Consider the following 2158-nt stretch of genomic DNA (forward strand, 5'->3'; position numbering starts at 1 on the left):
GTTCTTCCCCGTTGAATAGAGATTCTCCGCATTTAGGACAAATGCATCCTTGGTTCTGAGCAATCTTTTGTTTACTGGGAGTAAGAGATTTAGATTTAGCCTTCTCCCTGTCTTGCCAGTAGATTTTAAGATTTGGATCGTCAGGAGATGATCTGCCCTTCACCAGAATATGTCTTTCTATCCTGAACCAGCTAAATTTGAGCAAATGCATTCCTGTGGTTTTGTCACCAAATACCCATCGGTCGCTACGCTCTAAATTCAGCCTGCCCCAATACCGGCTTTGTCTCCAGTAACGGGGTTTTGTAGGGTGGGTGTGCTTGACTCGGGCGAACTGCCCGATGAAACATCCAACGGTCAAGACTATGAAAAATTTCACAAGACACTCCTGAACGGAAATAGTTCGCCCATCCTCGAATAATCGGGTTTAAGCGTTTAATAATTGCTAGAACATTCGACCCTCGCAAGGAGAGCCATTCCTTTCGCAACTTATTCCGTATTTTGCTTACCGATTCCTTGCTTGGCTTAATCAGCAGCTTCCAACCTGTTTTAGAGGTTTTTTCGGCTCTGTAGTGTCTGATGTTGAAGCCTAGAAAGTCGAATCCCTCACTCAGATGAACAATTTTGGTTTTCTGGGCCGATAGCTCTAACCCTCTTTGTTGCAACCAACTTTTTAGGATTTCAATCACTTCTTCGGCATCTTCTTTAGACTCACAGAATGCTGCAAAATCGTCCGCATAACGAACGATTGCTCGCTTTCCAATAGACTGACCTCTGGAGTCGTATTTGACACCAATGGCTTCCTCCATTCCATGCAAGGCAATGTTAGCTAACAAGGGGGACACCACGCCGCCCTGGGGAGTTCCACTATCCGTTTCATGAAAAACTCCTTGTTCCATGTATCCTGCCTTGAGCCATTGTTTAATCAGTTCCCGACCAGGGACTTCACCAATTGCCTTGAGCAAGAATTCATGGCTGATATTGTCAAATGCGCCTTTGATGTCAGCATCTACGACCCATTTCTTCCGTTTATTTGGTCGAGCTAAGCCGAAGATCTTCTCAATTGCATCATGACAACTTCTACCAGGGCGGAATCCGTAGCTGGTTCCCTCGAAATTTGCCTCCCATTCTGGTTCAAGAGCGTTCTTGACCATTGCTTGAAGACATCTATCTTGGACAACCGGGATTCCCAAAGGACGTTGTTTTCTGTTTGATTTCGGAATGTACACCCGACGCACAGGTTTTGCTCTCCAAAGGGTGAAAACCGATAATTCATCGACCAGTTTGCCTCTGGCTGTAGGAGTTTTCACCACTACTTTGTCAATTCCTGGCGTATTTCTACCTGCGTTCTGCTGCGTCACTCTGCGAACACTCGTAAGAATATTGGCATAGCTTCGTAGCATTAGCTTTTGAAGCGAACGTACCTTTTTATAGTTTCGTTCTGTGGTCGCCCGAAAGATTCTCTGTCTCAAATTCCTGACAGTCCGATTGACTTTGCGCCAGTTAATGGCGTTCCAATCGGTTTGCCCTTTGGTTCCGTTTGCTAAAGCTATGCTTTGCATCTAACTTGTCCTTCAGTGAGAAATCATTACAGAAGTCTTTGGGTAATTCACCTGACCCACGTCAGCACCCTTTCAGGTTGGGTATTGCCCTATCCAGCAGGTTATGGATTTCCTTTGCCTTTCGGCTTACTGGCGTTCGCTTCTTGGGTCATCCCTGTCCCACTGGGGAATTCAGTCGTCCTTGCGGTTGACCTACTGGAAATCCAGACCCCATTGCGGTTATCACGTTCCACATGTTAGAGATGCAACTGAAGAGGGTGTCTCCTCTACTGCGGGGACGGGGTGTCCTCGAATTCGATTCATAAGACCGAATTCCGTGCCTCGATTGGTAAGACCGAGGTTCATTGTCCCTTCATCACCGTATCAGCCATATTTCGATGACCAGACGTCACGCAGCCTCATCAGAGATTCACTTGCGTTCACCCATTCAGTCTTCCTCTTGCCCGGTTTGTCCAAATGGCTTGGACGCTCCTTAGACGTTACCTCCTTGCAAAAGACCCCACCGTTACCAGTGATGCCCTTGGAGATTGAGGATAGGTTTGGACACTAACCTAGAGAAGTCACCTCCTCACTCACAACATGCGACATCGTGTCGCGCT

General features: G+C 46.9%; 1 protein-coding gene. It reads right to left on the bottom strand.

Annotated features, from left to right (window positions below; all coding sequences use genetic code 11):
* Positions 1-245 precede the first annotated feature (245 nt).
* Positions 246-1559 (bottom strand): group II intron reverse transcriptase/maturase, encoded by a 1314-nt coding sequence (gene ltrA, locus QUA34_RS29955; protein WP_333332849.1) that lies wholly within the window; start codon positions 1557-1559, stop codon positions 246-248.
* Between the last annotated feature and the right edge of the window lie 599 nt (positions 1560-2158).

Source organism: Microcoleus sp. POL10_C6 (genome assembly GCF_036701585.1).
GTDB lineage: Bacteria > Cyanobacteriota > Cyanobacteriia > Cyanobacteriales > Microcoleaceae > Microcoleus.

Excerpts from the sequence above, each read along its gene's own strand:
- ltrA (WP_333332849.1), bottom strand. The coding sequence starts at position 1,559 with ATGCAAAGCATAGCTTTAGCAAACGGAACCAAAGGGCAAACCGATTGG.